The organism is Haloterrigena gelatinilytica (assembly GCF_013342145.1).
Lineage (GTDB): Archaea > Halobacteriota > Halobacteria > Halobacteriales > Natrialbaceae > Haloterrigena > Haloterrigena gelatinilytica.
Genome location: NZ_JABUQZ010000001.1, coordinates 1,687,842 through 1,711,331 on the forward strand (window position 1 = coordinate 1,687,842; position 23,490 = coordinate 1,711,331).

Consider the following 23,490-nt stretch of genomic DNA (forward strand, 5'->3'; position numbering starts at 1 on the left):
TCGAGTCCGGACTCAGTTTCGGTCGGGCCGCGGCGCGTTCTCGTATTCGACCATCTTCTCGGATTTATCGGAAATCGTTCCGTAGATCCGCTCGAGCGTCGCCTCGGCCTGCAGCAGGTTGTGTCGCTCGAGGAACGCCCGGCCCTCGTCGGTCAGGCCGTAGAACTTCCAGGGGTAGCCCTGCCGGCGCTCGTCGTCGGGCAGCGCGACCTCCTCGACGATCCCGGCGTCGATCAGCTTCTGGACGTGTTTGTAGACGGTCGCGTCGCTGACGCTGGGATTTAGCTCCTCGAGTTCGTACATCGAGGGCAGCCCCTCGGGGTGTTGGAGGATGTTGGCGACGATCGCGAACCGGGTCTCCTGGGTGACGAAGTGGAGGAGTTCGCGCCCCGCTGCCCCGTCGGCCGCGCCCACGTCGGTACTCATGCGAGGCCCTACGGACCCCTCCACCAAGTAGTTTACCCTGGAGTAAATTACTCTGGGGTAATTTACCCGCGTAGACTCTCCAGGGGCCGGCCGCGTTTCGGAAACGGAAACCGTGGAGCAAACCCTATTGTCGTCTCCTTTGAACCGTGGGGTATGACCGACGAGTCGCCGCCCGTTCCCGAGGCAGTGCTCACGAGCGCGACGGAGCGCCTCGAGGCCGAGGAGCGCTCGCTCGCGGACAACGAGGAACTGCTCCGCGCGCTGAGCGATCTGACGCCGATCTACGAGACCGAGCGCTCGTATTTCGTCCTCGGGAACTACGATCCCGGACCGATGGGTCGGCTGGATCTCGTCGTCGACCGCCTCAACCGGCGCGACGACGCCTACGCGTTCCTCATGAGCGACGTCCGCGGCGACTGGGAGAACGGCATCGCGAAGTTCTGCCTGCTCGCGGACCTCGTGAGCCACGTCGTCGGCGTCGCCGAGAAGGAGCCCAGCGGCTTCCTCGTCGAACAGGGGTTGCTCGCGGGCACCGAGGAGTACTTCGAGAAGACCCACGTCCTGAAGCGGGCGTACCCCGACGCCGACGAGGACCACCCCTACGGCTGGATGGAGGACGGGGTCTTCGAGTTGTTCGAGTCCGAGGGACGGCTGTACGAGTGGCGGACCGAGGACGAACTGCGCGAGGCCGTCGCGGAGATTCCGTGAGCCCGAGACGGCATCGCCCTCCCAGTCACAGCCTCAGCTGTGGCCCGACACCGGCACCGGCTCGTACGGTTCCTCGAGGTAGGCGATATCGGACGCGGAGAGATCGATCTCGAGCGCCTCGACGGCCTGCTCGAGGTGTTTGACGCTGGTCGTCCCGACGATCGGGGCGTCGACCCAGTCCTTGTGGAGCAGCCACGCCAGCGAAATTTGGGCCATCGTCGCGCCCTTCTCGGCGGCGATCTCGGCGACGCGCTCGTTGATCTCCCGGCCGCCGCCCTCGCGGTAGGGGTGGTCGTACAGGTGCTCCTCCGTCTCGCCGCGGGTCGTCGCGTCGATCTCCTCGTGGGGCCGGGTGAGATAGCCCCGCGCCAGCGGCGACCACGGCACGACGCCGACGTCTTCCTTCTCGCAGAGCGGCAACATCTCTCGCTCCTCCTCGCGGTAGACGAGGTTGTAGTGGTTCTGCATCGTGACGAACCGCTCGAGGCCCAGCCGATCGCTCGTATGGAGCGACTCGGCGAACTGGTGGGCCCACATCGAGGAGGCGCCGAGATAGCGGACGTGCCTCCGGCGGACGGCGTCGTCCAACGCCCGCATCGTGGTCTCGATCGGGGTGTCGTCGTCCCAGCGGTGGATCTGGTAGAGGTCGATCGTGTCCATCCCGAGTCGTTCGCGGCTCGCTTCGAGCTCCTGCTCGATCGCCTTCCGGGAGAGCCCGCCCGAGTTCGGATCGTCCTCGCGCATCCGGAAGTAGCCCTTCGTCGCGACGACCGACTCCTCGCGGTGGCCCTCGAGGGCCTCGCCCAGAATGCGTTCGGACTCGCCCTTCGAGTACATGTTCGCGGTATCGAAGAAGTTGATCCCGAGGTCGATCGCCCGCTCGATGATTTCCGTGCTCTCCTCGTCGTCTAAGACCCACTCGCGCCAGTCGCTCGAGCCGAAGCTCATACAGCCCAGACAGAGGCGACTGACTTCCATGCCGGTCGAACCGAGCGTGGTGTACTCCATACCGGGTGGACGGCCGCCCGCGAAAAAACAGTACGTGACGGGGCAACCGACACTCGCCGAGCGATCAACCATCGCGAGCGACAGGTCGGATTCCCGTTATTTTTTAGTGCGATCGCGTCGTACCGCCGCCCGCCTATGGCGGACGAACGCACCGACCGAGACGCGAACCGCACCGACGACAGTGGGATCGTCTCGCGAATCAAGCGCGTATTCAGTCGCGGCGACTGAACCGGCCGCCATCGATCGGTTTCGTTCGATTTTCCGTTTTTCTCGCACCGATGTACGAGCGAGTGTCGTCGAGAGAAGACTCGAGTGGCTCGAACTGTGCGCAGTACGGTCTCGAGACGGTGTGCTCCGAACCGTGCAATCGACGGACGGTGGCGCGCGCTGGGCCGCGGTGAACGATAGCGAACGGGGAGCGAAGCGACCCGTGGGCCAGTGAACCGCGGCACGGAGCCGCGCGAGGGGCGAGGACCGCAGTCGGTTGGGGAGGGCATGGCCATCCCCGTTGCCACGGTAGCAGAACACCGAACGAGCCTTCGAACACGTCAGCGGACGACTCCGACCGAGTTCCGCGTGACTGGACGGATCTGTCGTCGACGCTCCGAAACGGTTCGATCACGCTACTCCCGTGGCAACGGGGATTTCCACATCCTTCCCAACCGATTCGCTCGGTCGTTTCGCTCCCTCGCTCATCCACTGGAAGACACAGAGCGTCTTCCAAGCCTTCACTCGCTTCGCTCGTGAAGACCTCGCGCGGTTTCACGCCGCGGTTCACCGCCGACATCCGAATTCGAATCTCGTTTCGCGCTCCGAAATCAGATACGCGGCCGATCCCGTGAGCGATGGCGAATACGCTACAGGGAGTCGCTGTTGAGCCGCGCGATCCCGATCCTGACCGCGAGGTAGCCGCCGACCGCGACGAGACAGTAGGTCGCGAGCGACAGCCACGTCGTCGCCGTGGCGCTGCCGATGGCGAACTTGGCGACGGTGTTGGCCGGGTGTTCGGGGAGCAACGTGGCCAGCACCAGCGTGCCGACGATCCCGCCGGAGTAGGCGAGTTGGGCCTGCCGCCTATCGGGGGCGACGAGCGCGACGCCCGCCCCGGCCGCGGTGACGGCGAGCGCCAGCGCCGCGACCAGGACGATCAGCGCCGCCGGCGCGGCGATCACCGTCCCGTTGAACGCGAGCAGCAGCAGCCAGGCGACCGCCTGTACCGGCGCCAGCGCGGCGATCGTCAGGAGCTTCGCGTCGGCCACGTCCACGAGCGAGAGCGGACTGACTCGGAGCAGTTCCAGCGTCCCGCGGGATCGCTCCTCGATCAGCGAGTCGACGACGATCGAGCCGCTGATGAACACCGGCAGGAACAGCAACAGCGGAACGAGGATCGTGTAGGTGAACTCGAGGTACGGGCTCGCGCCGACCTCGTCGGGGACGTCGAGCGGTGGCGCCTCCAGGGCGTCGGCGTTGGCGAGTCGCTCCTCGTGCTCGAGGGTCTCGAGGAGCTCCTGGAGCTGGACGATCAGCAGCGTCGTCTCCAGCCCCCCGTCGGGGACGGTCGCGTCGACGACCAGTCGCCCGTCCGCGTCCCTGGTCACCTCGAGGACGGCCGCGACCTGGCCCTCGTCGAAGGCCGCGAACGCGTCGGCTCTGGAGTCGGCGGCCGTCGGCTCGAGGCCGTCCTGTTCGGTGGCGAGCTGGCTGAGCCGTTCGATATCGGCTTCGTCGGCGCCGGTGATAGCGACCCGGTTATCGGAGTCGCCGACGGAGCTCGGATCGTACAGCGAGACGAGCCCGACGACCAGAAACGAGGAGAAGGCCGCGATGACCAGCTGGATCGCCAGCGCGAGCACGATGGTCTTCTCGGAGCGCAGCGACCCGAGTTCGCGGCGGGCGACGGCCCAGCGCGGGCCGAACGGCAGGGCGAATCGAGAGTCGCCGTCGCCGGCCGGTTCCGGCGGGTTCGGTCCGCGCCGGATCGGCGTCGACTCGTCGCTCGAGGCGTCAGCGCCGTGATCACGCGACAAGGGCGATCACCCCCACGTTGTAGATCGCGTGAACGAGCGTCGCCAGAACGACGGTGAGCGCGTAGTCGATCCGACTGCGACTCGCGCCGATCGCCGAGATCACGGCCGTCACGACGTGCAAGATCAGCGGCGCGAGGAAGACCGCCGCGGCCAACAGCGGATCGCCCGAGAGCTCGGGCCCGAAGGCGGCGACGCCGACGGTCAGCTCTGGGAGGCCGACGAACTGGACGACGTGCGTGAGCTTCTCGCCGACGAAGAAGCCGGCGCCGGAGCAGACGCCGAGGACGGCGGCGACGCGCAGGGAGGCCTCGAACCGCGAGCGGACGAAGCCGGCGTAGACGTGAACGCTCTTGGCGACCTCCTCGATAGCTGCCGCGAGGACGATGACGAGCGGCACGGCGAGTTGCTCGGGAACGGCGAACAGCAGGGCCACGGCGAGCAACTGGCCCGCGAAGACGAAGGGGATGAACAGCGTCGTCAGGGCGGCGACGCTCCGGTAACCGTGCAGTCGGCTCGCGATCGCGTCGAGCACCTTCGCGGGGAGCGCCTTCTGGGCGAACATGTCCTCCTCGCGGTAGACGCCGATCCCGAGCAGGAAACAGACCGCGGCGCCGCAGTAGAACGGCGCGGTCGAGAAGACGTACTCGCCGAGGGAGACCGACTCGCCCTGCAGATCCGTCACGATCAGCGTCAGCGGCGAGATCAGCGCGATCGGGTTCACGTCGGTAAAGACCGCCGGGATGAACGTGTACGTCGTGAGGAAGACGCTGATCGTGACCGTCACGAACGTCAGCTCCTTGTACGAGCGGGCGAGCATCGCGCCGGCGAACGTCGCCGCGAGGAACAGCAGCGCGATCGGGATCGCCGCGGCGATCGAGAGGAGACCGCCCCGGACCGCGACGGTGATCCCGACCGCGACGACGACCAGCCCCAGCAGGTACGGCAGCGTCTTCCCCGCGACGATCTCGCGTCTCGAGGCCGGCGAGACGAGCAGCAGTTCGCCGCGTCGCTTGACCCGCTCGTCCATGATCGTGCTCCCGTAGGCCTGAATGACGAAGTTCATCGGGACGACGAACAGGAACGCGAGCAGCAGCGACTGGAAGGGAAACGGCGGCGAGATCGATCCCGGCGGTCCGACGGTTCCGTCGACTGCACCGCCGGCACCGATGTTCGGCACCTGCAGCCGACCGTCTCCGTCATCGCCAGCCCCGTCGTTTCGATCGGCCCCGTCGGTGTCTCCACCGGTGCCGCCGGAGCCGTCGTCGCTCGAGCCCTCGCCACCGGTTCCGTCAGCCGTCGAGTCGTCGCCGGTCCCGTTCTCGGACGGATCGGTTCCGGTCCCGCCGTCCGAATCGCCGTTCGACGACCCGTCGCGTCCGCCCCGTTCGCTCGTCCGGTCGAAATTGCGCTCCTGGTAGTCGAGTTCGACGTGGACCGGGTAGGCCGCCGTCTCGTTGGCCTCCCGGCGGAAGCGCTCCTCGTTGTACGCGTCGATCGCCTCGACGAACGCGTCGTGGGCGGCCGCTCCGTGAGGGCCGTAGCGGGCGAGCTCGCCGTTCCGCGTCACCACGACGTCGGCGTTGGCCTCGTCGCCGCTCTCGACCACGAGTTCGTCGAGCGGCATCGGTCTGAACGCCTCGCTCTCGACGGCGACGTCGTGGTACTTGCTGTCCTCGTCGACCGCGACGACGTAGATCTCGTCCTCGAGGCCGAGCCCCTCGCCGGCGGCCGAAACGCCGACGAGGCCGACGACGAGCGCCAGCGCCGCCAGCACGAGCACCGTCTTCCGATCGACGGTGCCCGCGCTCCGGGAGACCTCCCAGCGGGAGATCCGGGCCGTCCGCGCCAGCGCGCCGCGGAGTCGGCGCCGCCGCGATCGACGATCGGAATCGGGGTCCGCGTCGTCGCTCACGGCTCCGCCTCCGCCGCGTCCTCGGTCGGCTCACCCTCGTCCGTTCGCTCCGCGGCGTCCGTTTCGGTTCGCCGGTCGGAGCGGCCGCTCGCGAGACCGCCGTTGCTATCGGCCGGTTCGCTGGCGACCTCGAGGAAGATCTCCTCCAGGCTGGGCGTCTTCGTCTGGATGTCGGTCACGCGACCGCCCTCGCCCTCGACGGTCTCGCGGACGGCCTCGACGGCGGCCATGTCGCCGACGACGTGGCGGAACTCGGTCGCCGCGTCGCCGTCGCGACGGTCGTCGACCGGGTCGCCCGCGACGGGGTCGCCGCCGGCGTCGACGGTCGCGTAGACGCGGTACTTCGTGCCGCCGTGGGCGTCGCGGATCTCGTCGACGGACCCGCGGGCGACGATTCGGCCGTCGTTCATGATGACGATCCGGTCGCAGACGCTCTCGACGTGAAAGAGGTTGTGCGCGCTGAAGACGATCGTCTTCCCCTCGTCGCTCAGTTCGCGCGTGAACTCGATGATGTAGTTCGTCGTGAGCGGATCGAGCCCCGACGCGGGTTCGTCGAAGATGAGCACGTCGGGGTCGTTGACCAGCGCCCGCGCGATCGCGACCTTGCGTTTCATCCCCTTCGACATGTTGCCGAGGCGTCGATCCCGGTGTTCCAGATCGAGGCGCTCGAGCGTGCGGTCGATCCGTTCGCGGGCGGCCTCGGCGGGGACGTCGTAGAGGTCCGCGAAGAACTCGAGGTAGCCGTTCGCGGTCATCTCCTCGTAGAGCGGAGACTCCTCGGGGAGAAAGCCGAGTCGGCGCTGCATCGCGGGTTCGCCGGGGGTGTGGCCGGCGACGGCGGCGGCGCCGGCGGTCGGTTCGATGAGCCCGGCGAGCATCTTCAGCGTCGTCGTCTTGCCCGCGCCGTTGGGACCGACGACGCCGAACACCTCGCCGCGCTCGACTGAAAAAGAGCTGCCTTCGACGGCCGTGAAGCCGCCGTACTCTTTGCGGAGGGAGTCGACTTCGAGTATCGCCATTCGTTACCCGAGGGAGGGAGCCACCCCAGTAAAGTCTAGTGGCCCCTGAAGGTCCCGGGCAAACCCCCATTGTCGAGGCCGCCGTACCGTCGCGTACGATGACTCGTCTCCGGCGAACGCGAACGCCCGACGGCCGGCGACTCGAGGTCTCGCACGTCGTCGACGCACCCCCGGCCGAGGCGTGGGACCTGCTCGTGGACACCGCCCGCTGGCCGGAGTGGTCGCCCCTCGTGACCGGCGTCGAGGCGACCGAGCGCCGACTCCGACTCGACACGAGCGGCCGAATTCGGATCCCCGGCGCGTGGCTCCCGTTTCGCGTTACGGCGTACCTCCCCGCCGAACGGCGCTGGAACTGGCGCGTGCTCGGACTGCCGGGCGCCGGCCACCGCGTCGACGACCTCGGCGCGAACCGCTGTCGGATCGCCTTCGAACTGCCCCCGACCGCGACCGGCTACGCGCCCGTCTGTCTGCGCGCGCTCGAGCGACTCGAGGACCGACTGCTCGAGGCGGACGCGAGCGGAGCAACGGACGGCTGATCTGTTCCGTCTCGATGAATCATCGTACGGATCGGTAGTCGGAATCTGCTGGGAACCTCCCGATACGTATCGCGGCGGTATGGGACCGACCATTCGACCGCGTTCGCCGTACAGCCGTCGTCTCGGTCCTCAGTCGCTCGGCTCACCGGCAATTCTATCCTCGAGTAGTTCCGGCATCCACGCGGCAAATCCGTGGTCGCGTCCGTGGCTCCACATCGCAGTCTCTTCCTCTACATCGGGAAGTTCGCTGTCCTCAACGCCGCTCGCAAGAACCGCCTGTTGATCAACCAGTATCAGTTGACCCGGCCACTTTTGTACCACCTTCTCCGCATCCTGTAGTTCTGTTACCACTTTCACACGGGCGTCTGGAACGGCCCGGTGAACGCGGTCTTGCACCGATTCTGACGGCACTTCTACGATGACTTGTACGCCACGGTCGCTGGCTGCCGCCAGTCGGTCGAGACAGGGCCGCTTCAGCGTCGTCTCGTCGGCGATGACGAAATGTATGCGGTCTTCTGCATCGTCAAGTAGCGTCTCGACTCGGTCGCTCACGTGGTCGGCGTTCGCAATCGCCCACACGCCCTTGTCCTCCTGTGTCTCCGCCGGCTCAATTTGGTCTAATGCCGTATCTGCTGCTTCGATGGCGGCGTTGTAGTCTTGGAGTAATTTGGCGAACGCCTCATCCTTTGAAACGGCTCGATACACTCGCGGATCGGATTGCTGGATGTCTACCAATCCCTGTCGATGGAGTCGGTCAACCGTATCATAGACCCGCGACCGAGGGATATCGGAGATCCGGCTGATCTCTTTCGCAGTTCCTTGGGAAATGCGGGTGAGTGCAACGAAGCACTTCGACTCGTACTCGGTCAGTCCCAATTCCTCTAACGAGCTGGAAGCGGCGTCTTCGCTGGGCATACAATACGACGGGCCTTCAGACGGTTAACCCATTGGTCGACTCCCGGTAGCGATACGATCGCACATCTACTGAAAAAGCCGTTACAATACGCTACGTTTGATCACGAGACGAATCCGGTCGGTGGCGCGCGTCCATCGCGCCAGCTGGATCGTCACGGTGTCCTCGCCGAATCCACTAACGCTGTGTTAGCTGGTTCGAACCCGAACTGCTAAAGCGGTCCGCGCCGAAGGGCGACGCGAATGTCTTCGCCCCAGACCCAACCCCGCGACGAGACGCCCGAGACCGACGGTCCCAACGCCTGCCCGGTCATCGAATCGCTCGAGCAGATCGGCTCCCAGTGGCGGCTGGCGGTCCTCCACGAACTGCTCTCCGGCGAACAGCGGTTCAACGAACTCAAGCGCTCGACCGGCGCGAACGCGCGCACCCTCTCGCGCGTGCTCGACGACTTAGGCGAGATGGGGTTCGTCGAACGCCGCCTCGAAGAGGACGCCCCGATCGCGACCTACTACAGCCTGACCCCGAAGGGCGAGTCCCTGGAACCGGTCTTCGACGAGATCGAGTGCTGGGCCGGCTCGTGGCTCGAGGAGTGCGAGGACTGAGATAGCGTCTCGAGCGAGAACGTCACTTCTGCCGACCGGTCGACGGCCGACTAGCCTACCGATCGCGCGAGTCGTGTCCCTGAACAGTGCAGACCGTTCCGTACGCGAGTGGAGTCCGTACCGATTTGGTAGCGATTCCGTCTCAGTGGACGCGACTCGAGTGCGCTCGCAGCGAACCCCCACCTCCGACAGGTTTTACCGGTCGGTAAACGAATGGCGGGTATGGCCTCACCCGAGTCCCACGGAACGCCAGACGGCCCGATTTCCGGGGAAGCCGTCCGCCACGGGACGGGCGTGAATTCGAACCGCGCGTTCCCGACGAACAGCTACCCGTCCAACCTGGACCCGTTCGTGTTGTTCGAACGGTTCTACATCGACCCCGACGAGGGGTTTCCGATGCACCCCCACCGCGGGTTCGAGATCGTCTCGTACATGATCGACGGCGGGATGGAACACGAGGACTCGCTCGGCGTCGCGAACACCGCCTCCGAGAACGACGCGATGCGCATCACGGCCGGCGGCGGCGTCCGCCACTCCGAGTTCCCCGCGGACGGGCAGGGCTGTAGCGGGCTCCAGCTCTGGGTGAATCTGCCCCGAGCCGAGAAGGACGTCGATCCGGACTACGTCGACGCGACGGCAGACGAACTCCCGACGAGAGTCGAGGACGGAACGTCGATCACGGCGGTCGTCGGCGACGGTTCGCCGATCGACCTCCACACGCCGATGGAGTATCTGGACGTCTCCGTCGCCGACGCGTGGACGTGGACCGTCCCCGACGGCTGGTCCGGATTCCTCTACGGCGTCGCCGGCGAGGGAACGGTCGACGGCGCGGCGTTCGCCGAGGGCGACGTGCTCCCGGTCACCGACGCTCGAGACGTCGAACTGCGGAGCGACGAGACGCTGCGCGTCGTCGCCGTCTCGGGACAGCCCCACGGCGAATCGATTCGGCAGCGCGGCCCGTTCGTCCTCTGAGTCGCCGGCTCCGACTCGATTTTACTAAATGGTAAAATACTTCTTCGAGCGGTGAATGTCATCGAATATGGCAGACGTAGCTATCGTCGGCGGCGGTCCCGCCGGCCTGAGCGCCGCACTGTACGCAGCGAAGAACGACCTCGAGACGATCGTCTTCGACACGGACGAGTCGTGGATGCACAAGGCGCACCTCTTCAACTACCCCGCGGTTCGCAGCATCAGCGGCGACGAGTATCTCGAGCTCTCCCGCGGCCAGGCCCGCGACCGCGGCGCGACGCTTCTCGAGGACGAAGTGACTGCCGTCGAGGAGACCGACGACGGGTTCGTCGTGCGGACCGAAGAAGACGAGTACACCGCGGCGTACGTCGTCCTCGCGACCGGCGGCGACCGGAGTCTCGCCGAGGACCTCGGCTGCGAGTTCACCGACGAGGAGGTCGTCGACGTGAATCTCGACATGGAGACCTCCGTCGAGAACGCGTACGCGACCGGCGCGATGAGTCGTCCGGAGAAGTGGCAGGCGGTCATCGCGGCCGGCGACGGCGCCGCCGCCGTCCTCGACATCCTCTCGACGGAGAAGGGCGAGTACTACCACGACTTCGACATGCCGTCCGACGTGCCGGAACTGTAGGGCGGCGCCGCGACCGATTCTGGGACACCGACTTTTCGACGGCCGGCTCCAGCAGCGCTATCTGTAGTTGGAATACGGTTTCGTTATTCAAAGTTTGTCGCGAAACACGTGTTCAGTGGAGACAAACGATGGAACGCTGCGGATCGGGGCCTTTCCCATATCTATCAAGAACGGCGCGCTGAAGACAGAGCGAAAATCCAGCACGGCAACGAGTGCAGACGAGACAACGTGGACTGAGAGAGAGGCCGTGGTGAATCGCCATACGGCGTTGGATTAGCGTCGACGAGGACCGGGTCGCCGAGGCGATGGGTGCCGACTCGGTCGGATGGCCGACGCTGACCGGATCAGAGAGCTGCTCGGCTGGTCGATCGGCGGCGTCCCGCCGATCTGCCACGATTCCGACGTACCCGTGCTGTTCGACCGCACTCTAGGGCAGTTCGACACGGTCTGGGCGGCCGCGGGAACGCCGGAGGCGTTGTTCCCGATCGATCCCGAGCGGCTGAAACGCCTCGCGGACGCCGAGGAGCACCCGGTCGCCACCGCCCCTCGTAGATTATTAACACCGACGAGTCCGATAGGACATTTTATTAATTATTATGGCACAGATGATAACGCTTTTGTCCCCGTTCCCGTTTGTGGGAGGTATGGCACGCACACGCCGAGAACTGTTGAATCTGAGTGGGGGAGTGATGGTCGCCGCGGCGGTCGCCGGCTGTACCGACGGCGGCGAGGAGGTGGAGGCCGACGAGGGCGAACCCGAGGACGAGGGTGAGGACGACATTGACCCCTCTGAGCGGGAGCAGAACGAAGTCGGAGGAGCCGAGCCGCGCGTAGCCGTCACCTATGACGGCGGTGTCGCCGTGCTTGACGGCGTCAGCCTGGAGGTGCTCGATGAGTTCGACGCCGAAGGGTTCGTCCGCATCAATGAGGCCGGGGATGGCCGGCACGCCTTCCTCACGGAGGGCAACAGCTTCCGCCTCCTGGACGTCGGCACGTGGGGAGAGCCCCACGGTGACCACAACCACTACTACACCACCGACCCATACCTCTCAGATGTGACGGTTGACGGGGACACTCCGGGTCACGTGGTCTCTCATGACGGCATCGGCACCCTGTTCTTCGACGGTACGGGTGAGTACCACTCCCTGGATCTTGCCGACCTCGACGTCGAGGCCGACAGCATCGAGACCGAACGCTTCGAAAGCGAGGGCGCCCACCATGGCGTCGCTGTGGTGCTCGAGGACGGTTCGCGATTGGAAACGCTCGAGGACCGTTCCGGCGCTCGCTTCCTGGACGCTGACGGCGAGGAAGTGGACCGCAACGAGGACTGCCCCGGCGTCCACGGCGAAGCTGCAGGGCCGGACGGCATCATTGCATTCGGCTGTGAGGACGGGGTCCTGGTTTGGGACGGCGACGGCTTCGAGAAGCACGATACCGGTGAGGAGTTCTCCCGCATCGGCAACCTCTTCTCCTCCGAGGGCTCTCCCATCTTCCTGGGCGACTACCGCACGGACGAGGAGGGCGAGGAGCCGATGACCGAGGTGGCCCTGGTCAACGCTGAGACCGGCGAGATCACCACAACCGACGTGGGCTCTCCCTACAACTTCCGCAACCTCCAGCGCGGACCTGACGGGGAGGCCCTCGTGCTCACCGAAGACGGTCAGCTCCACATCATCGACCCGGAGACGGGCGAGGACCTCGAGCACATCGATGTGATCGATGAGTGGACTGAGCCCGAGAAGTGGCAGGAGCCCCGCCCGGCTATCCGCGCCAATGGTGATCTCCTTTACGTCACTGACCCGGACAGCCAGGAGATCCACCTGGTGGATCTGAACGAGGGCGATGTGATCACCACCGGCGAGTTCGACTTCGACCCCAACGAGATTGTCGTGATCGATGGGCGCCCGGTCGAGGGCGCGTCTTCGGACTATGACGACGAGCACGGTGACGAGGATCACGATCATGACGACGAGGACCACGATCACGACCATGATCACGAGGAAGACGACGACCACGGACACGACGACGCCTACTGATCGATCCGCCGACTCGTCGGATCACGGGCTTCGTTCCCGGCGAATTTATTAAGAATTTAGTTTGGAATAATGACTCTATCCTAACTCAGTCCGCGGTAATTCGTCCGTCGGCAGTAGTGTTTACTAGCGTTTTCGCGGTCGAAAAACGTCGCGTCCATCGCAGCGTGACCAGATGGCTCGTGCAGCTGCGCCGACAGGCGCGGCAGCACTCGCCAGACTGCCATCTTGATCCTGTCAAACGCCTTCACTAGCGTCGAGTGATCAGGAAGATCGGCCTTCAGAAGGCCGATCTCCGCCAGTATTTGTGGCATCTCGCTCAAGAGATCGAGCGCTTCGCGGTGGGATTTCTCCAAGTAAATCCGCAGACAATGCAGCGAAACGACGGCGTAGTCGACGAATCCGCCGCCCCGCAGGGTGGCGGCGGATTCGCCTCGGCCACCAACAGCACTTTTAGCCAACGTCACGACTTTCCCGGTGAAGCGGCAGATTTTGGACATGAATCATCCGCCGTTTCCCGCTTCAACTCCCTAGTTCTGACGGATCAACTCGACGCTGTCTGGCGATTCACCAGAGCCGAGAGATACAGATGATCCAGCGACGAGAGGGATTCCATGCTCAATAATCGCGTGGGCTTCTCTATCGGGTAACCAAGATGATTCCGATAACTGCGAACGCTATCCCGGCACATCTCGTTATCGTAACTTCGTCTCCGAGGATGACCATACCGATGAGAGCCGCGACGACGAAGTACATCGCACCGAGAGTAGAGATGATGGTTGTCGACCCTCCGGAAAGACCGATGTACATCGAAATCAGGCCTATTCCGGTGAACAATCCGGCCGTGCCAGCGAGCAGTCCTCCTCTCGCAGTAATGGCGAGCGATGCGTCTGAAACGAGGATGTATCCGAGTGCAAGGGGTCCCGCAACGAGATAGGTGATTGCAGCGGCCGTCCTCGGGTCGATCGACTCCGACGCAGCGTTGCCCAAGACTACCCAAATTCCCCACGCGACCATCGTAATCGAACCAAAGAACACAGCCGAATCTATTTCAGGGAAACCCATTATCGTGATTCGACGTAATGGTCGAATAGCGACGCCCAGAGACGCTCGAAGCGACTGGTATCGAACGGTGGGGTGACCCCGGCGGGGAGAGAGAATTTTGGTTCAGCGTCGCTGCCTCGGTCATCGGCATGGTATCGCTGTGCCATACATACTGCATACCGACCGTGCCCGCATTGGTCTCTCTCTTAATCGAATAATCCATTTATATCGGGTCCAGGAGATTCCGGCCGTTCCTGACCGCTTTCGCAGGTCGCTCGGTGGATGCAGTGAGGGCGACGAGGGCAAGCGAAAGGATGAGTATCGCCCAGAGACCTCCACGAGAGATCTTCGATGCGCGTTCACCTTCGTTCTGAGTAGTGTACCACCGACTCCGCCGGACCGCTCTCTTATCTTGTCCCCGGTAGTCTCCGTTTCACTGACCCATAGAACAGCGCCCGACTGCTGAACGCAGGCGCTGTCTGTAGCGTTTCGTTGACGCCGATTCGGAACGGACTGTCAATACTTTTTATATCCTCTGTATACAGTAAATCGGTTCTGATAGCTGCTAAAGGCTCCTCCAGACATGCATATTCATATATTAAAGATACCTACCCTAGAGAGTAGTGACCGATATTAAAGCAGTCGTCCGAGTCGAGCACCCTGGTATAGTGCTCACAAAGACAGTCACTCACGATCAGAGTTCGAAAGTCGAATCGGTGTTAGAGGCAGGAACTGACCCCACATCTGGGAAATTCTTCTATCGCATACAGTCGTCTGATTTCCGCCAGTTCGAAGACGGATTACGGAATGATCACACCATTGGCAATTTTGAACGAGTTATTGAAACCAGTGACGAGAGGGCGATCTATAGCTTCGAGTATACAGACGAAGCGAAGATCATCTCACCGATTATTTCGACCGCGAATGGTATCATACTCGATATGAAGAACGACGGAAACGGTTGGATTCTAACCGTATGGATGCCCGAGCGGACGAATCTGACCCCTCTATGGGACTATGCAGAAGAGAACGACATTGATATCGATTTACTGCGCGTGAACGAATACGCTAGTTTAGGCAATACGGACGCAGGATTGACCGATAGCCAACGAGAGGCACTCCTCGTCGCACTCGACATAGGGTATTTCGAAGACCCACGGAACGCAACTCTCAGTGACGTCGCCGCTAATCTGGATATCTCCCAACCCGCAGCCAGTGGTCTCCTTCGGCGTGGGACCAAACGACTCATCGTTTCTTCCCTGGTGGATGACAGTGAACAGCCAGGTTGATCAACGGCTGCTCGGTGCGGTGGCGACGATATCTCCCTGAGGGCACGATGTGTCTTCGTCAGCGCCCTCGGGTGAGTGCCGTGACCGAAACGCGCCCCGTATTCAGCACGCCGCGAAGAACGGCTATCGAAGTTGGCAGAATCGTTGGCGGTCAATATGCACGTCTACGGACCGGATAGTCCAATCCCGTTTCAACCGTCTCTCTGAATAAAAATCGCGCCACCAACGACCGCTATGACTCGAGGTACAGCGAGTCGAGGATGAACTCGCGAATGGCCCGACGCGCTTCTTCGGGCGCGTCCTCGTGCCCGAGCGAGAGCCGCCGTTCTCGCGCCGCGTGAATGCTGTCGGTGATGTGCTGTCCCATCAGTTCCGCGTCCACCTCCCGGAACACGCCCTGTTCGATGCCGTCTTCGATGACCGTTACGATACTCCCGCGGAGCCGGGCGTAGTGCTCGTTGAACAGTTCTCGGTGTTCCTCGTCGTTCTGCGCGTGGGCGTACAGTTCGTGGTACACCTTCATTCGGTCCCAGTGGGTGAAGTCGTCGAACTCCGGCCCGAACAGACAGCGGTCGATCCGCGTCTCGAGTTCCGACCGCGGGTCCGTGTCGGCGTCGACCTCGACGCTCCCCTCGTACTGGTCGATGACGTACTCGAGAAACGACGACAGGAGGTCGTACTTCCCGTCGTAGTGGTAGTGGATCACCTGCCGGGAGAGGTCCATCTCCTCGCCGATATCGCGGACTCGCAGGTCCGAGTAGCCGTGCTCGCTCAGCGCCCGAAAGGTGGCCTCCATGATCACGTCCCGCGTGTCCCGGGGCTCGACCTGCCCGTCCGAATCGCTCATGTCGTCAATCGTAGCGAGGGAGCCATAAATTGGTTTCTCCATCCGCGAGCGGCGCGATTCGTCGGCTCGCGGCGATTCGACGCTCGTCGGTCGCTCGGCCTCAGTCACCGTCGCGGTCGAATTGATGCACAAACGTGTATATAGAAACCCCTTTACTCCCCGACTTCCACCACTGACGTGAATGAGTCTTGCCGATTCGGACCGCGAACTCGTCGTCGAGGAACTGGACCGGGACCCCACCCCGGCCGAGGCGGCGCTGTTCGAGAACCTCTGGAGCGAACACTGCGCGTACCGCTCCTCGAGACCGCTGCTCTCGGCCTTCGATAGCGAGGGCGAGCAGGTCGTCATCGGACCGGGCGACGACGCGGCGGTCGTCGCGCTGCCGGGAAGCGAGGACGGGGACGATAGCACGTACATCACGATGGGTATCGAGAGCCACAACCACCCCTCCTACGTCGACCCGTTCGACGGCGCCGCGACCGGCGTCGGCGGGATCGTCCGGGACACGCTCTCGATGGGCGCCTACCCGATCGCGCTGGCGGACTCGCTGTACTTCGGCGAGTTCGACGACGAGCACTCGAAGTACCTCCTCGAGGGTGTCGTCGAGGGGATCAGCCACTACGGGAACTGCATCGGCGTCCCCACGGTCGCGGGCAGCGTCGACTTCCACCCCGACTACGAGGGCAACCCCCTCGTGAACGTCGCCTGCGTCGGCCTCACGAACGAGGAGCGACTCGTCACCGCCGAAGCGCAGGAGCCGGGCAACAAACTCGTCCTCGTCGGCAACGGCACCGGCCGCGACGGCCTCGGCGGCGCCTCCTTCGCCAGCGAGGACCTCGCGGAGGACGCCGAGACCGAGGACCGACCCGCCGTGCAGGTCGGCGACCCCTACACCGAGAAGCTGCTCATCGAGGCCAACGAGCAACTCGTCGACGAGGGGCTGATCGAATCGGCCCGCGACCTCGGCGCCGCCGGCCTCGGCGGGGCCTCGAGCGAACTCGTCGCCAAGGGCGGCCTCGGCGCGGAGATCGAACTCGAGCGGGTCCACCAGCGCGAACCGAACATGAACGCCCTCGAGATCCTGCTCGCCGAGTCCCAGGAGCGGATGTGCTACGAGGTCGAGCCGGAGAACGTCGACCGCGTGCGCGAAATCGCCGAGCGGTTCGATCTCGGCTGCTCCGTGATCGGCGAGGTCACCGACGGCAACTACACCTGCACGTTCGAGGGCGAGACCGTCGTCGACGTCGACGCCCACTTCCTCGGCGAGGGCGCGCCGATGAACGACCTCCCCAGCGAGGAGCCCGAACGGCCCGAGACCGACCTCCCCGAGGTCGACCTCGAGGAGGCCTTCGACGCCGTCGTCTCGAGTCCGAACACGGCCTCGAAGCGGTGGGTTTACCGGCAGTACGACCACGAGGTCGGCGTCCGCACGAGCGTCGGACCGGGCGACGACGCGGCCGTTATCGCGATTCGAGAGGCCGAGCAAGGGCTCGCGATCTCGTCGGGCGCCGCGCCGAACTGGACCGACGCCGCCCCCTACGAGGGCGCCCGCGCGGTGGCCCTCGAGAACGCGACGAACGTCGCGGCCAAGGGCGCGACGCCGCTGGCCGCCGTCGACTGCCTGAACGGCGGCAACCCCGAGAAGCCCGACGTCTACGGCGGCTTCACGGGTATCGTCGACGGCCTCGCGGAGATGTGCGGGACGCTGTCGGCGCCGGTCGTCGGCGGGAACGTCTCGCTGTACAACGACTCCGTGGCGGGGCCGATCCCGCCGACGCCGACGCTCGCGATGGTCGGCACCAAGGACGGCTACGACGCGCCGCCGCTGTCGGTCACGGCCGACGCTGACGACGGTGCGACTCTCCTGCTCGTCGGCGACCTCGGCCTCGAGGGCGAGGCCCGACTGGGCGGCTCCGAGTACCTCGCGCAGTTCGACGGCAGCGATCGGTTCCCCGCGCTCCCGGACGACCCCGCGGCCCTGATCGAGACGCTCGCCGACGTGGCCGACGACGACGCCACTCGCGCGGTCCACGACGTCAGCCACGGCGGGCTGGCGGTCGCCCTCGCGGAGATGGTCAGCGACGGCGCCGGCCTCGAGGTCTCGCTCCCCGTCCCCGAATCGGCCGACGAGACGGCCGCGGCGGCGCTGTTCCACGAACAGCCCGGGCGCGCCCTGATCCAGACCACCTCGCCCGACGCGGTCCGCGAGGCGTTCGACGGCGTCGCGCCGGTCGTCGAACTCGGCTCGGCGACCGACGACGGCCGCCTCGAGGTGACGGTCGGCGACCGAACGATCGCGACCGACGCGGCCGCGATCCGCGAGCGACGCGAGACGATCGAGCGCGAACTCGAGTAAGCGGGTCGTCTCGAGCGAACCCGTCGGGTCCGATCGGAAGTCGCTCCGTTCCTGCGGTCTGCCGGTATCTTGATATACTCCCGGTACAATTGCTTCCACGAATCGCTACTGGAGGACCCGTCAATGGCCACTGATACCCCGTCCGTCCTGATCGTCGAAGACGAGCCCGATCTCGCGAACCTCTACGCCGCGTGGCTCGGCGACACCTGCGACCTCGAGACGGCCTACGACGGCGAGACCGCGCTCGACGCCATCGACGAGACGGTCGACATCGTCCTCCTCGACCGGCGGATGCCGGGGCTGTCCGGCGATACGATCCTCACGACGATCCGCGACCGCGGGCTCGACTGTCGGGTCGCGATGGTCACGGCCGTCGAACCGGACTTCGACATCATCGAGATGGGCTTCGACGATTACCTGGTCAAACCCGTCTCGAAGGACGAACTCCGGCGGATCGTCGATCAGCTCACCCTCCGCGCGAGCTACGACGAACAACTACAGGAGTTCTTCGCGCTCGCCTCGAAGAAGGCGCTGTTGGACGCCCAGAAGACCGACGCCGAGCTCAAATCCAGCCAGGAGTACGCGCGGCTCCGGGATCGACTCGCGGTGCTTCGCGTCCAGGTCAACGACACGATGGAGGAACTGCTCGAGCAGAACGGGTATCGGCAGCTCTGTCAGGACATCACGCGGGATTCGATCCTCCAAGAATCGGGCTGAGTACCCGTCTTCGGGAGTCGGACCGATCAGCCGTCGCGCTCGAGGGTCGTTACGTCCCGCACCTCGAGTCGCGTGCCGCCGTTCTCGCCGTTGTCGACCGACAGCTCCCAGTCGTGAGCTTCGGCGATCGCCCGGACGAGGGCCAGCCCCAGCCCGTCGGTCGCGACCTCGTCGTCGGGATCGGTCGTCGGATCGAGGACCCGCTCGTGAGCGGCCGGCGGGATCTCGGCGGCGTCGTCGAGCAGGAAGAAACCGCGGGAGCGCTCCCCGTTCTCGAAGCCGACGAGCCCCACCTGGATCGTCACCTCGCTGTCGGCGCGGGCCGCGGCGTCGTCGAACGCCGTCTCGAGGAGGTGGACGAACCGGTCGGCGTCGGCCCGCAGCGTCGCCGGCTCCTCGATGACGACGGAATCGTAATCGAGTCGGGAGCGCTCCAGCGCCTCGTCGATCGCCGACTCGAGGGAAATCCGGCTGCGGGTGCCGACGGTCGAGGCGTTGCGGGCGAACTCGCGAATGTCGTCGACGAGCCCCTCGGCCCGGTCGAGCGTCGCTTCGACGGAGTTCTCCGCGAGCGGGAACTCCCACTCCTCGTGAGTCTCACCGCCGTCGCCGCCCGCGCCGGCGCCGTCGCTCTCGAGGGCGTCGGCGACGGCCGATAGCTGGGCTTTCAGATCGCTCGAGAGGACGTTCGCGACCGACTCGAGGCGTTCGGTCTGGCGCTCGAGTTCGGCGGTCCGCTCCCGGAGGACCTGCTCCCGGTCGGCCCGGTCGAGGGCCGCCCGAGTGTTCTCGACGAGCGTCGAGATGAGGTCGACGTCGGTCTCGTCGAACCGGTGGGACTCGAGCGACCCGGTCATGAGGACGCCGTGGGTGCCGATCGGCGCGATGATCTCCGACCGGATCGGCGTGTCGGGGTTGTAAATGTCCTCGACCTCCCGGAGGTCGTCGAACCGCTCGACGTCGCCGGACTCGAAGACGTCCCAGACGAGCCCCTCGCCCGGGTTGAATCGGGGGAGACCGCCGAACTCGTCGTGGGCCCCTGCGGTCCCGGCGACGGGTTCGAGATAGCCCTTCTCCTCCTCTAACAGCCAGACGCCGCTGATCGGCAGTTCGAGCAGGTCGCTCCCGGAGTGAACCGCGATCGCGCAGATCTCTTCGGGATCGTCGGACTCGAGCAGCCAGCGGGTCACCTCGTGAAGCGACGTGACGACGCGCTCGTACTCGCGGCGGTCGGTGACGTCGCGGATCACGGCGGCGACGGTCGCGACGTCGTCTTCGATCGGGACGAAGCGGAACTCGCCGATCCGATCGACGCCGTCGGCGTCGGTAAACGGCACCTCGACGGTCCGCTCGACCGCGCTGCCGATGTCGATATCGGTGATCGCCCGACCGATCTCGACGGCGTCCTCGGCGGCGATCCCCGCGCGGTCGATGAGTCGTTCGACGTGTTCGCCGACGAGTTCCGACCGGTCGATGCCGAAGGCCGTCTCGGTGGCGTCGTTGACGGTGACGATCTCTCGAGTCCGATCGAGGGTGACGACGGCGTCGTTGACGGCCTCGACGACGGCGGCGTGTTGGGCCAGCGTGGTCTCCTGGACTTTCCGGTCGGTGACGTCGCGCATGTAGACCGAGAGGCCGCTCTCGGAGGGGTAGGCCCGCGCCTCGAACCAGGTCTCGAGTTGCGCGTGGTAGATCTCGAAGGAGACGGGGACCTGTTCGTCCATCGCGCGGTGGAAGCCGTCGGGGAACTGCGTCTCGACGGTCTGGGGGAACTCGTCCCACATGACCCGCCCGATCAGCTCCTCGCGGGAGCGTTTCAGCAGCGTCTCGGCGCGCTCGTTTACGTACGTGAAGCGAAAGTCCGTATCGAGCGCGAAGAAGGCGTCGGTGACCCGATCGACGATCGGCACGGATGGCAGCGTCACGACTGTTCACCCCCGTTCCCGGTCGGTGACGGCGCGACGATACCCCCCTCAGCGAGCCGATCGGCCCGCACCCTCGTTGCGATCATCGACAGCCAGTTGTTCCCTTCCTTTGCGGACCGCGTATTTCAGTGTCGTGGCCGACCAACGGCACGTCACTCCCGCTCGTACAGCGAAACGGTCGTTCCGAGGCCGCGCTCGACGGCTCGGTCGAAGACGAATTCGGCGGTAGCGGCGTCGAGGACCGCCGTCCCGACGCTCTCGAGGACGACGATCTCCGCCGTCGACTCGCGACCGTCATCGGCGCCGGCCAGCACGTCCCCGAACGGGCGGACCTCGAGGCCCTCGCGTCCGCGCAGGTCGCCCGTTTCGCGGGCTTCGTCGGGAACGTCGGCGAAGACGCGAGCCGCGCGGGCGATCGTCTCGTCGTCCAGTTCGCGCATCTCGGGCGTATAGGCGCCCACGGCGATCACGAGCGCTCCGTCGGCGAGGGCTTCGCCCGGGAAGACCGGCGCGGTACTCGTCGTCGCCGTGACGACGACGTCGGCGTCCGTCACGGCCTCCCGCGGGCTCTCGACCGGCGTCGCCGGGACGCCCAGTTCCGCCTCGAGGTCCCGTGCGCAGTCGACCCGGGAGTCGCTCGGCGAGGTGACCCGGATCGACTCGATCCGGTCGACGCCGACCGCGGCGGCGATGGCTCGGATCTGCCAGCGGGCCTGCGTGCCGGCGCCGACGACGGCCACCTCGAGCGGGCCGTCGACGGCGAGTTCGCGGGCGGCCAGTCCACCGATACAGCCCGTCCGGGCGCTGGTGACCCGCGTTCCGGCGAGATAGCCGACCGACTGGCCGGTCTCGGCGTCGATCACCTCGATCTGCGCGGTGACCGTCGGGAGCCCGCGCTCGGGGTTGTCCTCGACGACGGTCGCGAGCTTCGTCGCGGCGTAGTCGGCGCCGTGGACGTACGCCGGCATGCAGAGGCCGGTTCCGGCGGGGTCGTCCGGGGCGTCCGGGTCGAGCCCCGTTCCGATCGGGTAGTGGGGTCGCTCGGGCCGCTCGACGTCGCCCGCGCGTTGCTTCTCGAAGGCGTCGGCCACGACCGGCAGCAGTTCCTCGAGGTCGAGGACCGACGCGACGTCGCCGTCCGACAGCACGCGAACCATAGTCGAGCATCGGCGCTCGAGTACTTCAGTGTGGACGCGACGGCGGCTGGCGGCAGTCCCCGTTCAGAAGAATTCGCCGAGGTAGACGTCGGTCTCGGGGAACAGCGCCTCGAGCGTTTCGAACGCGTCGGGGGCCGCCGAATCGCCGGCCTCGAGTCGGCCCGTTCGCTCGAGATCCCGTACCGACCGGGTGCCGACGACGAGTTGGGAGAGCGCGCCGATCTCGAGGCGGACGTCGGCCGCGTCGGTTCCGTCGTCGGTCCGCTCGCAGGTGGCCGTTCCGTCCGCGACCTTGAGGGCGAACGTCCCGTCGTTCCAGTCGACCAGCGGGTCCTCGACGGCGATCGTCAGGCCGGCGTCGCGGTCGGGGTAGGACAGCGCGGACAGCGTCTCCGCGACGTCGACGATGCGGACCATCGGGCCGTCCGAGATCGTCGTCTCGATCTCGTCGGGATCGCGGACGAGATCGCGAATCGGGACGTCCGCGGGGAGTTCGAAGCGGGCGCGCTGGACCTGCGACTCGTGTCTGTAGCAAAACGCCAGCAGCGAGAGCAGGGCCTCGCGGTCGGCGAAGACGAGTTCGGAGACGTCCATCCGCCGGTCGCCCTGCTCGCCCGCCATCGTGTAGACGAGATACCCCGCGACGTCGCCGTCACGTTCGTACGCGTAGACGAACGGATCGCGGTCGCTGCCGCCGAAGACGCGAGCGCGCCACCAGTCCGGGTCGCGCTCGAGGGCCAGCCCGTAGCGCTCGGCGTGGGTCGCGTAGACCGACTCGAGGCGGTCGTACTCGTCGGCCTCGAGACGACGGAACCGTCCGCCATCGGCCGTCTCTCCGGTCGCGACCGACAGTAGCGACGGCTCGAACTCGTGGGTGCGGACCCGGTTGGCGGTGTCCCAGCCGTACTGCCGATAAAAGCGGTAGCGGAACGGCCACAGCACCGAAAAGCGGACGTCGCGGTCGCGGTACTCCGCCAACGAGCGGGCGAGCAACTGCCGGACGTGACCGCGCCGGCGGTACTCGGGGGGCGTCGAGACCGACGCCAGCCCGGCGGTCCGGTGGCGGTCGCCGCGGACGTGTGACTCGAGCCAGTAGTGCCGACAGACGCAGCGGGGATCGGCGTCGTCGGCCGCCTCGCTCGCGTAGAGGCCGCGCCGGGAGCCGAGCGTGTCCCGCAGCGTCTCGTGTTCGTCCGAATCGTACGCCGGGAGGCCCTCCTCCGGTTGAAACGCGTAGCTGCGGTACTCGTGGAAGACGTCCCGTTCGTCCGGGATGGGACGGTAGTCGACCATGCGAACGTGAGCGAGGGCGACCGAGAAAACTGTTCATGATTGCGAATTCCCGGCGAGGCCGACCCGAGAACGCTCCAC

At 65.7% G+C, this 23,490-nt stretch carries 20 protein-coding genes and 2 pseudogenes; 10 read left to right on the top strand and 12 right to left on the bottom strand.

Annotated features, from left to right (window positions below; translation table 11 throughout):
• Positions 1 to 12 precede the first annotated feature (12 nt).
• Complete coding sequence (locus tag HTZ84_RS08520) at positions 13 to 426, bottom strand: MarR family winged helix-turn-helix transcriptional regulator (RefSeq protein WP_174680279.1); 414 nt, start codon at positions 424 to 426, stop codon at positions 13 to 15.
• A 153-nt stretch (positions 427 to 579) separates the two neighbouring features.
• Between HTZ84_RS08520 and HTZ84_RS08525 the strand changes: the two genes are divergently transcribed.
• A complete protein-coding gene (locus HTZ84_RS08525; RefSeq protein ID WP_174680280.1) occupies positions 580 to 1,134 on the top strand; it encodes a hypothetical protein in 555 nt (184 codons plus the stop codon).
• 33 nt (positions 1,135 to 1,167) lie between these two features.
• Here the strand turns inward: HTZ84_RS08525 and HTZ84_RS08530 are convergent, their stop codons facing one another.
• The 4 genes from HTZ84_RS08530 to HTZ84_RS08545 form a co-directional block, all read right to left on the bottom strand.
• Positions 1,168 to 2,142: an aldo/keto reductase gene (locus HTZ84_RS08530; protein WP_174680281.1), complete on the bottom strand. Its 975-nt coding sequence runs from the start codon at positions 2,140 to 2,142 to the stop codon at positions 1,168 to 1,170.
• Positions 2,143 to 2,999: 857 nt separating this feature from the next.
• Positions 3,000 to 4,169 (bottom strand): ABC transporter permease, encoded by a 1,170-nt coding sequence (locus HTZ84_RS08535; RefSeq protein ID WP_174680282.1) that lies wholly within the window; start codon positions 4,167 to 4,169, stop codon positions 3,000 to 3,002.
• Positions 4,159 to 6,081: an ABC transporter permease family protein gene (locus tag HTZ84_RS08540; protein ID WP_174680283.1), complete on the bottom strand. Its 1,923-nt coding sequence runs from the start codon at positions 6,079 to 6,081 to the stop codon at positions 4,159 to 4,161. Before HTZ84_RS08540 ends, HTZ84_RS08535 begins: the two co-directional genes overlap by 11 nt.
• Positions 6,078 to 7,100: an ABC transporter ATP-binding protein gene (locus tag HTZ84_RS08545; protein ID WP_174680284.1), complete on the bottom strand. Its 1,023-nt coding sequence runs from the start codon at positions 7,098 to 7,100 to the stop codon at positions 6,078 to 6,080. The genes HTZ84_RS08540 and HTZ84_RS08545 overlap by 4 nt, the downstream gene beginning before the upstream one ends.
• 98 nt (positions 7,101 to 7,198) lie before the next feature.
• Here HTZ84_RS08545 and HTZ84_RS08550 point away from each other — a divergent pair, with 98 nt between their 5' ends.
• On the top strand, positions 7,199 to 7,636 hold the full coding sequence (locus HTZ84_RS08550) for an SRPBCC family protein (protein WP_174680285.1): 438 nt from the start codon (positions 7,199 to 7,201) through the stop codon (positions 7,634 to 7,636).
• A gap of 129 nt (positions 7,637 to 7,765) precedes the next feature.
• Here HTZ84_RS08550 and HTZ84_RS08555 read toward each other — a convergent pair whose 3' ends face one another.
• Positions 7,766 to 8,551: a TrmB family transcriptional regulator gene (locus tag HTZ84_RS08555; protein WP_174680286.1), complete on the bottom strand. Its 786-nt coding sequence runs from the start codon at positions 8,549 to 8,551 to the stop codon at positions 7,766 to 7,768.
• A gap of 240 nt (positions 8,552 to 8,791) precedes the next feature.
• Between HTZ84_RS08555 and HTZ84_RS08560 the strand changes: the two genes are divergently transcribed.
• From HTZ84_RS08560 to HTZ84_RS08580, 5 genes and pseudogenes are all read left to right on the top strand, one after another.
• Positions 8,792 to 9,151: a winged helix-turn-helix transcriptional regulator gene (locus tag HTZ84_RS08560; RefSeq protein WP_008896802.1), complete on the top strand. Its 360-nt coding sequence runs from the start codon at positions 8,792 to 8,794 to the stop codon at positions 9,149 to 9,151.
• A gap of 222 nt (positions 9,152 to 9,373) precedes the next feature.
• Complete coding sequence (locus tag HTZ84_RS08565; protein ID WP_174680287.1) at positions 9,374 to 10,123, top strand: pirin family protein; 750 nt, start codon at positions 9,374 to 9,376, stop codon at positions 10,121 to 10,123.
• Positions 10,124 to 10,190: 67 nt separating this feature from the next.
• Positions 10,191 to 10,751, top strand: coding sequence for an NAD(P)/FAD-dependent oxidoreductase (locus tag HTZ84_RS08570; RefSeq protein WP_174680288.1), 561 nt, complete (start codon positions 10,191 to 10,193; stop codon positions 10,749 to 10,751).
• Positions 10,752 to 11,076: 325 nt separating this feature from the next.
• Positions 11,077 to 11,289: pseudogene (locus tag HTZ84_RS08575) on the top strand (YbaK/EbsC family protein); the annotation flags it as partial.
• Between the two features lie 106 nt (positions 11,290 to 11,395).
• Positions 11,396 to 12,787 (top strand): hypothetical protein, encoded by a 1,392-nt coding sequence (locus HTZ84_RS08580; protein WP_174680289.1) that lies wholly within the window; start codon positions 11,396 to 11,398, stop codon positions 12,785 to 12,787.
• Between the two features lie 92 nt (positions 12,788 to 12,879).
• On the opposite strand, the pseudogene HTZ84_RS08585 reads toward HTZ84_RS08580, so the two are convergent.
• Together HTZ84_RS08585 and HTZ84_RS08590 are read right to left on the bottom strand one after the other, a co-directional pair.
• Positions 12,880 to 13,284 (bottom strand): annotated as a pseudogene (locus tag HTZ84_RS08585) (IS5/IS1182 family transposase); the annotation flags it as partial.
• A 139-nt stretch (positions 13,285 to 13,423) separates the two neighbouring features.
• Positions 13,424 to 13,849, bottom strand: coding sequence for an EamA family transporter (locus HTZ84_RS08590; RefSeq protein ID WP_174680290.1), 426 nt, complete (start codon positions 13,847 to 13,849; stop codon positions 13,424 to 13,426).
• 602 nt (positions 13,850 to 14,451) lie between these two features.
• Between HTZ84_RS08590 and HTZ84_RS23105 the strand changes: the two genes are divergently transcribed.
• Positions 14,452 to 15,117, top strand: a complete 666-nt coding sequence (locus tag HTZ84_RS23105; RefSeq protein ID WP_174680291.1) for a helix-turn-helix domain-containing protein — start codon at positions 14,452 to 14,454, stop codon at positions 15,115 to 15,117.
• Between the two features lie 232 nt (positions 15,118 to 15,349).
• On the opposite strand, the gene HTZ84_RS08600 is transcribed toward HTZ84_RS23105, so the two are convergent.
• A complete protein-coding gene (locus HTZ84_RS08600) occupies positions 15,350 to 15,964 on the bottom strand; it encodes a TetR/AcrR family transcriptional regulator (RefSeq protein ID WP_174680292.1) in 615 nt (204 codons plus the stop codon).
• 181 nt (positions 15,965 to 16,145) lie between these two features.
• On the opposite strand from HTZ84_RS08600, the gene purL reads away from it, so the two are divergent.
• Positions 16,146 to 18,320 (top strand): phosphoribosylformylglycinamidine synthase subunit PurL, encoded by a 2,175-nt coding sequence (purL, locus tag HTZ84_RS08605; RefSeq protein ID WP_174680293.1) that lies wholly within the window; start codon positions 16,146 to 16,148, stop codon positions 18,318 to 18,320.
• A 123-nt stretch (positions 18,321 to 18,443) separates the two neighbouring features.
• Positions 18,444 to 19,037, top strand: coding sequence for a HalX domain-containing protein (locus HTZ84_RS08610; RefSeq protein WP_174680294.1), 594 nt, complete (start codon positions 18,444 to 18,446; stop codon positions 19,035 to 19,037).
• 26 nt (positions 19,038 to 19,063) lie between these two features.
• On the opposite strand, the gene HTZ84_RS08615 is transcribed toward HTZ84_RS08610, so the two are convergent.
• The 3 genes from HTZ84_RS08615 to HTZ84_RS08625 form a co-directional block, all read right to left on the bottom strand.
• A complete protein-coding gene (locus HTZ84_RS08615; protein ID WP_174680295.1) occupies positions 19,064 to 20,962 on the bottom strand; it encodes a PAS domain-containing protein in 1,899 nt (632 codons plus the stop codon).
• A 152-nt stretch (positions 20,963 to 21,114) separates the two neighbouring features.
• Positions 21,115 to 22,119 (bottom strand): ornithine cyclodeaminase family protein, encoded by a 1,005-nt coding sequence (locus tag HTZ84_RS08620; protein ID WP_174680296.1) that lies wholly within the window; start codon positions 22,117 to 22,119, stop codon positions 21,115 to 21,117.
• Positions 22,120 to 22,182: 63 nt separating this feature from the next.
• Positions 22,183 to 23,412, bottom strand: a complete 1,230-nt coding sequence (locus HTZ84_RS08625; protein ID WP_174680297.1) for a GNAT family N-acetyltransferase — start codon at positions 23,410 to 23,412, stop codon at positions 22,183 to 22,185.
• Positions 23,413 to 23,490: the final 78 nt, after the last annotated feature.